At 65.4% G+C, this 7,253-nt stretch carries 6 protein-coding genes; all 6 read right to left on the reverse strand.

Going from position 1 to position 7,253, the window contains the following annotated elements:
• A partial coding sequence (locus D2K64_RS22455) for a hybrid sensor histidine kinase/response regulator (RefSeq protein WP_120010614.1) occupies positions 1-1,797 on the reverse strand: 1,797 nt, incomplete at its 3' end.
• Positions 1,794-2,060, reverse strand: a complete 267-nt coding sequence (locus tag D2K64_RS22460; RefSeq protein ID WP_120010615.1) for a PAS domain S-box protein — start codon at positions 2,058-2,060, stop codon at positions 1,794-1,796. The genes D2K64_RS22460 and D2K64_RS22455, both read right to left, overlap by 4 nt.
• Before the next feature lie 47 nt (positions 2,061-2,107).
• Positions 2,108-2,308, reverse strand: a complete 201-nt coding sequence (locus D2K64_RS22465; protein WP_120010616.1) for a type II toxin-antitoxin system ParD family antitoxin — start codon at positions 2,306-2,308, stop codon at positions 2,108-2,110.
• A 319-nt stretch (positions 2,309-2,627) separates the two neighbouring features.
• A complete protein-coding gene (locus D2K64_RS22470) occupies positions 2,628-5,885 on the reverse strand; it encodes a PAS domain-containing protein (RefSeq protein ID WP_120010617.1) in 3,258 nt (1,085 codons plus the stop codon).
• The gene (locus tag D2K64_RS22475) at positions 5,878-6,246 is read right to left on the reverse strand and encodes a response regulator (protein WP_238384378.1); all 369 of its coding nucleotides are present in this window, start codon (positions 6,244-6,246) and stop codon (positions 5,878-5,880) included. Before D2K64_RS22475 ends, D2K64_RS22470 begins: the two co-directional genes overlap by 8 nt.
• A gap of 399 nt (positions 6,247-6,645) precedes the next feature.
• The coding region (locus D2K64_RS22480; protein WP_238384377.1) for a response regulator at positions 6,646-7,253 on the reverse strand (608 nt) is incomplete at its 5' end.

Here is a 7,253-nt window from a genome sequence, read left to right on the forward strand (position 1 = left end):
CTCCGGAGACATGCCGGTGCCGCTGTCGGTCACGCAGATGACAACGTATTCCCCGGGTCGCATGTCCCGCATCCGTGCATCGCGCTCATCAACCCGGGAGTTACTGGTCTCGATGGTGAGCTGACCACCGTCGGGCATGGCGTCACGTGCGTTGATGCAGAGGTTCAGCAGGGCGTTTTCCAGCTGGTTGGGGTCGCACAGCGTTGTCCAGAGGCCGGGATCCAACTCGGCGGAAACGGTGACCTGTGGCCCCACCGTGCGGCGGATCAGCTCCTCCATGTCCTGAACCAGCTTGTTGGCATCCGTCGGCCTCGGATCCAACGTTTGCCGGCGCGCAAATGCCAGCAAGCGGTGGATCAGCCCCGCGGCCCGGGCCGCCGCACCCTGCGCCGTGGTGACGTAGCGGTCCAGGTCAGTCAGGCGTCCCTGGGCGACGCGGGTGCTCAGCAGTTCGAGCGACCCTGTGATCCCGGTCAGGAGATTGTTGAAGTCGTGGGCGATGCCGCCGGTCAGCTGTCCCACGGCTTCCATTTTCTGGCTTTGGCGCAGGGCTTCCTCGGCTTGCCGTAGTGCCTCGGCCTGCTCCTTCTCGGCCTGGATGTCACGGCCCACGGCGTGGATGAACCGCTCGTCGGGCACCGCACTCCAGGACAGCCAATGGTACTGGCCGTCTTTGCAGCGGTAACGGTTCTCGAAGCGCAGGGTGGTCTGGCCATCCGCCAGCTTGCCCACCTCAGCCAGAGTAGCCGCCATGTCGTCCGGATGAACCAGGCTCATCAAGTCGCTGCCGAGCAGCTCCTCAGGGGGCCATCCCAGCATGGTTGTCCAGGCCGGGTTCATCGCCTCGATCCGTGCCTGGAAGTCGGCCACCAGCATGACGTCACTCGACAGGCGCCACATGCGGTCGCGGTCGCGCGTGCGCTCCGCCACCTGTTGTTCCAGCGCCTCAGCCGAGGCCCGTAGCACCTTCTCGGCCTCCTTCATCGGCGTGATGTCAGCGTTGCTGCCGAGCCAGCCAATGATCTGGCCCATCTCGTTCCGCTGCGGCGTGGCCTGTGAACGGTACCAGCGGTACTCGCCGTCGCGCCGTCGCAGACGGAACTCGACGTCATAAGGCACCTCGTGCGCCCGCGCGTTGTACCAAGCTGTGCAGACACGACGCACGTCGTCCGGATGCGCCGCTTTCTTCCAGCCATCGCCGAGGGCCTGCTCCGGCGTAAAGCCGGTCAGGTCGTAGTAGTGCTGGTTCAGGTAGGTCAGCTGGCCATCCGGGCTGCTGAACCAGACCAGGGCGGGGGAAAGCTCCGTCAGCTGCCGGAAGCGCTGGTCGCTCTCGCGTGCGGCCTGTTCCGCTAGCTTGCGGTCGGTGACGTCCAGCACGAACTCGGCCACTTCGTGGTCGTTGATGCGGCGCGCCGCGAAGAGGCCCCACCAGCGCGACCCGTCCTTGCGGTAGTACTGTTTCTCGTAGGGTGTGGTCTCGTTGATCGTGGTGATCTCAGAGACGGCCTTGAGCGAGGCCGGAAAGAACTCTGGCGGGGTCAGCTCCTGCCACGTCTTGCCCAGCGCCTCGTCCCGCGTGAAGCCGGTCATCTGGAGGAAAGCGTCGTTCACCTCCACGAGGCCGAAATCCGGGCCCCATACCATGACGCCTACCGTCTTGATGCCGAGAATGGCGCGAAATCGTTCCTGGCTGTGGACCAGGCGCTGCCCCGCCTCGTGCTGTTCCGTACGGTCTCGCACAATCTTGGCGTAGCCGATCTGCGCTCCGGAGTCCGTGTCCTCCAGCCGCGTCATGGAGCCCGCACCCCAAAAGCGGCTGCCGTCTTTGCGCCATCCGCAGCCCGGCCTTCATGCCGCGCAATGGCCATCTCCTTCTGACATCCCCCCTGCGCCTGGTCCTCGGGCGTGAAGATCATGCAGGCGTGCTGGCCGATCGCCTCCTCCGCTGACCAGCCCAGCACAGTTTCGGCGGAGCTGTTCCAGGAGGTGATGATGCCCTCGAGGTCCATGGTCAGGATGGCGAAGTCGGCCGCGCTTTCCAGAACCAGCTCGGCCAAGCGGCTCGAGCTCAGCTGACGCGGATGGGGTACCTTGGTGTGGGACGTCACCGGGTATTGCCCGGTGGAGGCAGTGAGGTGGAGCCGGACCGGTTGGTGATCGGCTCACCGTCGGTGCGCTCCAGCAGACGCAGCGCCGTACGGACGACCTCGCTGGAGCTCTGGTAGCGTCCCGAGGCGACCAGGCGGGCGACGAAGTCACACAGTTCGCGTGTGAGGGCAACGTGCAGGCTGTGATGGGCAGGCATAAGCGTGTCTTTAGAGGAGGCGTACTCAGGGTGTCACCCTACGATTCCTTCATTTTGCGGCCAGAACGTCCCGGACCGTGATGTCTGTCCGTCGAGAAGCAGAACCCGCCGCTGCTCAACCGGCAAGGGTCATCCACAAGGGACGGCAGGTCACCCTTAGCTCAGCCTCGACAGGCCCAGATCCTCCGACTGACATTCACGGCAGCGAGCTGGGCTCCAGGTGTCGGTCGAGCTTGGTGGTGCCCTTTTTGTGGGACGCTTCGGGGTAATCGACCCGTTTCCTGGTCCTGTCCCTGGTTCTGCAAGGCCGTTGCGGCGGTCAGGATGGCGCGGTGGTGAGTTCCCTGATCCGACTGGCCAAGGCTTCCAAAGCGAAGGGCTTGGTCATGACGTGCATGCCCGGCCCGAGGTGCCCGTTTCCCACAACGGCGTTCTCGGCATACCCTGTGATGAACAGGACCTGCAGCCCTGGCCGCCACTGCCTTGCCGCGTCGGCCATTTGTCGTCCGTTCATTCCACCAGGCAGTCCGACATCGGTTACCAGCAGATCCACCCTGGCGCCGGACTGCAGCACCTTCAAGCCGGAGGCGCCGTCCGCCGCCTCGATGGCCGCGTAGCCCAACTCCTCCAGCACCTCGGTGACCAGCATGCGGATCGTCGGCTCGTCGTCGACCACCAGCACCGTTTCACCGGCCTCCGCCTGCGGCACTTGCGCGACCTCCGGCCGCGCTTCGGCCTCATCCGGCTGACTGTGGTGCCGGGGCAGGTAGAGACGCATGGTCGTGCCCTGGCCTGGTTCGGAGTAGATCCGCACCTGTCCGCCGGACTGCCTGACGAAGCCGTAGACCATGCTCAAGCCGAGCCCGGTGCCTTGGCCCAGAGGTTTGGTGGTGTAGAAGGGATCAAAGGCCTTGCGGATCACGTCGGGGGTCATGCCGGTGCCCGTGTCGGTGACGCAGATCACCACGTACTGGCCCGGCTGCATATTCCGCTCCTGCGCCGCCTGCGCATCGAGCCATTTGTTGGCCGTCTCGATGGTCAGACGGCCCCCATCCGGCATGGCGTCACGGGCGTTGAGGCAGAGGTTGAGGATGGCGTTCTCCAGCTGCGGTGGATCGACCAGCGTCGGCCACAGCCCGGTAGCACCGACTACTTCCAGCTCGACCTGAGGACCCAGCGTGCGCCGGATCAACTCCTCCATTCCGGCAACGAGGCGGTTCACATCCGTGGGCCTGGGGTCGAGGGTCTGCTGCCGCGAGAAGGCGAGCAGGCGGTGCGTCAGGGCGGCAGCGCGGTTTGCGGCGCCCTGGGCCATGTGGACGTAGCGGTCCAGGTCCCGGAAGCGGCCCTGGGCCACATGCGCGCTCAAGAGCTCCAGGGCGCCTGTGATGCCGGTGAGCAGGTTGTTGAAGTCATGCGCCAGCCCGCCCGTGAGCTGCCCGACCGCCTCCATCTTCTGACTCTGGCGCAGCTGCTCCTCGAGCTGGTGCTGGTGGGTCGTCTCGATGCCCACGCCTGTCCGGCGAACCGCACGCCCGTTCTCGACAAAGGTGTGGCGACGCGAGAGCACCCAGCGAAGGGAGCCGTCCGGATGGCAGATGCGGTACTGCAGTTCCAAGTCACCGCCACGGTCATGGTTGTCGGATAGCAAGGCCCTGATCCCGGGCTTGTCGTCAGGGTGGACATTGGCGAGAAAGGCCTCGGGGCTGATCCCGGCCGCCGCTTCCATGGGGTCCAGGCCGTACAGGCTGGAGATCGCGGCGTCGCAGAAGAAGCGCGCCCTGGCCACGTCATAGGTCCACACCCCGACACCGCCGACGGCAGTGAGCGCCAGGCGCGTGAATTCGCTCGCCTCCTGGAGCGCGCGGCTACGCTCCTCCACCTGCTGCTCCAGGCTGGCATTGAGTTCCTGGAGCGCTGCCTCGGCACGCTTGCGGTCCTCGATGTCGATGTTCATGCCGACCCAGCCCCGGACTGAGCCATCGTCGCGGGGCAGCGGCGTTGCCCGGGCCGAGGTCCAGCGCCAGCCACCGGTCGCCGCATGGCGCAGCCGGTACTCGGTGTCGAACTTCCGGCGTTCCGCCGCCGCCATGCGCCACTGCTGCTCGGCGCGGGCACGGTCGTCGGGATGGATCGCGTTCAACCATCCGTAGCCGAGCCACTCCTCGAAGGTCTGCCCGGTGAAGGCGCGCCAGGAGGAGGAATCCTCCGTGACCACGCCGTCCGCATCTGTTGTCCAGACCGCCTGGGCCGAGGCAGCTACGAGAGCCCGGTAGCGCTGCTCATGTTCCCGAATGGCTACTTCCGCGCGCTTACGCTCGCTCAGGTCGAGCATGGCCCCAATCATGCGGATGGCGCGCCCGCCCCGGTCCCGGATGACGTAGCCGCGATCCAGCACAGCGGCGTGGCTGCCGTCGGCCCGGGTGAAGCGGTACTCGTCCATCCAACCCGTACCGGTGCCGTCGATCACCGCGTGGATATCGCGGCCCACCCCGTCCCGGTCGTCGGGGTGGATGGTCGCGAGCCACCAGTCGCCGGCGGTCTCCATGTGCTCGGGTGCCCAGCCGTAGGCATCACGTAGCGCCTCGTTCCACCGGATGGTGTTAGTGCGCAGGTCCCAGTCCCAGATCGCGTCGTTGGTGGCCCGCGAGGCGAGCTGGTAACGCTCGTTCAGCGCGGCCATGGTTTGGCCCGCCAGGTGTTGTTCCGTGCGGTCACGCATGACCTTGACGTAGCCGACATGCGCGCAAGCCTCGTCGCGCAGCTGCATCATCTCGCCGCTGCCCCAGAAGCGGGAGCCGTCCTGGCGGACATGCCAGCGCTCGTTGATCGCGCGTCCGCTCCGGCGAGCCCGCTCCCTCTCCGCCTCCGGCGCGCGGAGCTGTTGGTCCTCCGGCGTGAAGATGCGATTGGCGGACTGGCCAACCATCTCTGCCTCGGTCCAGCCCATGAGGTTGACGGCGCCAGGGTTCCAGCCGAGCACCTGCCCCTGAAGGTTAGTGCTGATGATAGCAAAGTCGGTCACGCTGAGGAGCGTGCGACGCTGGAGGGCTTCCTCAAGGGCCTGCTGCGCCAAGGTGCGGCGGAGTTCCATCTGGCCCATCACTTGGCGGGCCAGCGCTTTGAGCGCGAAGCGCTGCTGGTCGGTCAGCCCCTCTGGGCGGGGCTGGGTGTCCAGCACGCACAGCGTTCCCAATGGCAGCCCGTCCGGGCTCACTAGCAGCTCGCCTGCGTAGAACCGAAGGCCCGGTCCCGACGTGACCAACGGATTGCGATCGAAGCGCGGGTCCTCCAGCAGGTCCGGGATAACCAGTTCGCCAGGCTCCAACATCACCCGGGCGCAGATGGAGGTGTCGAGGGGCATCTCCCGTGCGCCAAGGCCCACCTCGGCCTTGAACCATTGCCGGTGCTCGGCGATCAGGTTCACTGCGGCTATTGGGGCGCCGAGCAGGTCGGCGGCCAAGCGCACGAGGTCGTCGAACTCCTGCTCCGGCGGCGTATCCAGGATACCGTAGCGGCTCAGCGCCGCCAGACGCGCAGCCTCCGTCCAGGCTGGCCTTTGAGGCGCGTCATTCACTGCCGGACAATGTCCGTGCAAGGGTGGCCATGTGGTCCAGACTGTAAGGCTTCGGCATCAGGACAGCGCGTGGATCCAGCTGCTTCAGGCGGTCCGTGACGTTGGCCGCGAACCCGGTCGCGACGATGACCGGCACCTCGGGGAAGCGTGTTCTGGCGTGCTGAGCGACGTCCAAGCCGTCGTGGCAGCCAGGCATGCGTACGTCGGTGACGACGATATCGATACGGTCAAGGTCATCGAGCATCCTGATGGCCTCGTCACCATCCTGTGCCTCCAGCACCACGAAGCCCTTTTCCTCAAGGACCTCCTTGGCGAGCATTCGCACGAGAAGTTCATCCTCGACCAGCAGCAAGCAATTCACGTCGTCCAACTCTCACTTGGCCTTGCCGGGTGGGTCAGTGACGGCCCCAGCAAAGGTCGTTCTTTCATGATGGACAACTCTTGGTTGGACCATTCGTTGAGCGCGACCAAAGCTGCCGCCGAGACGACTCACAGGGTTGTCCATCAATGGCCGTCCAGCTTCTGCTCAGCCTGATGTTCGCTCTGAGGGGTCCATCCCGCTACGCTGAATATCCGAGAGGGTGCTGAGCTGCCGATCTATGTACTTCAAGATCAGAATCACCTTGCAGCGGGTATGAAGCGGACGGCGAGCAAGGCCTTTCTTTTAGACAGCACGAGATGCTGGAGTTACTGAATGAAGTCAGATCCACCCTATACTATACGCTTCTGCTATATGTTCTGGAGGAGCGCTCGTTTTCCATCAAAGTGCCGATCCTTCGCTACAGCGCGCATGCAACACGGTCACTGTTGCCGAGGCGGGAGGCGTGATGGCCGCCTCGACAGCCTGAGCAAGCGTCACCTGCTGGAAGGGTTTGTTCAGCCTCGGAAGATTGCTGCCGCTGCCGAGAGGCAGGTCCGCATAGCCGCTTACCAGCAGCACCGGGAGATTCGGCTGCTCGCATCGCAGATGAGCGCCCAACTGAGTTCCCGTCATGCCGGGCATCGCCTGGTCAGTTACGACCAGATCAAGCCGGTGTCGGGCTTTGGCTATGGCCAATGCTTCCTGACCGGAGGCGGCCTGGAGCACGATGTGCCCAAGATCTTCGAGCATGGCAGCCGTGTTGGCCAGCACCAGGGGATCGTCGTCCACCGCCAGGATCGTGAGCGGAGGCCTCTGCGGCAGCGGCATGAGGGCCTCGGCGTCAGCCTTCAACTGCTCTGTGCGCGGCTGCTGGTGGATCACCGGCAGCCAAAGCTCGGCCGTGGTACCCTGAGCGGGTTTGCTCCGCAGGATGAGGCGGCCGCCTGACTGAGCGGCCAGCCCGTGCGCCATGGATAAGCCGAGCCCTGTTCCCTGGCCAGGTTCCT

Origin of the sequence: Teichococcus vastitatis, assembly GCF_003604215.1 — a bacterium.
GTDB lineage: Bacteria > Pseudomonadota > Alphaproteobacteria > Acetobacterales > Acetobacteraceae > Pseudoroseomonas > Pseudoroseomonas vastitatis.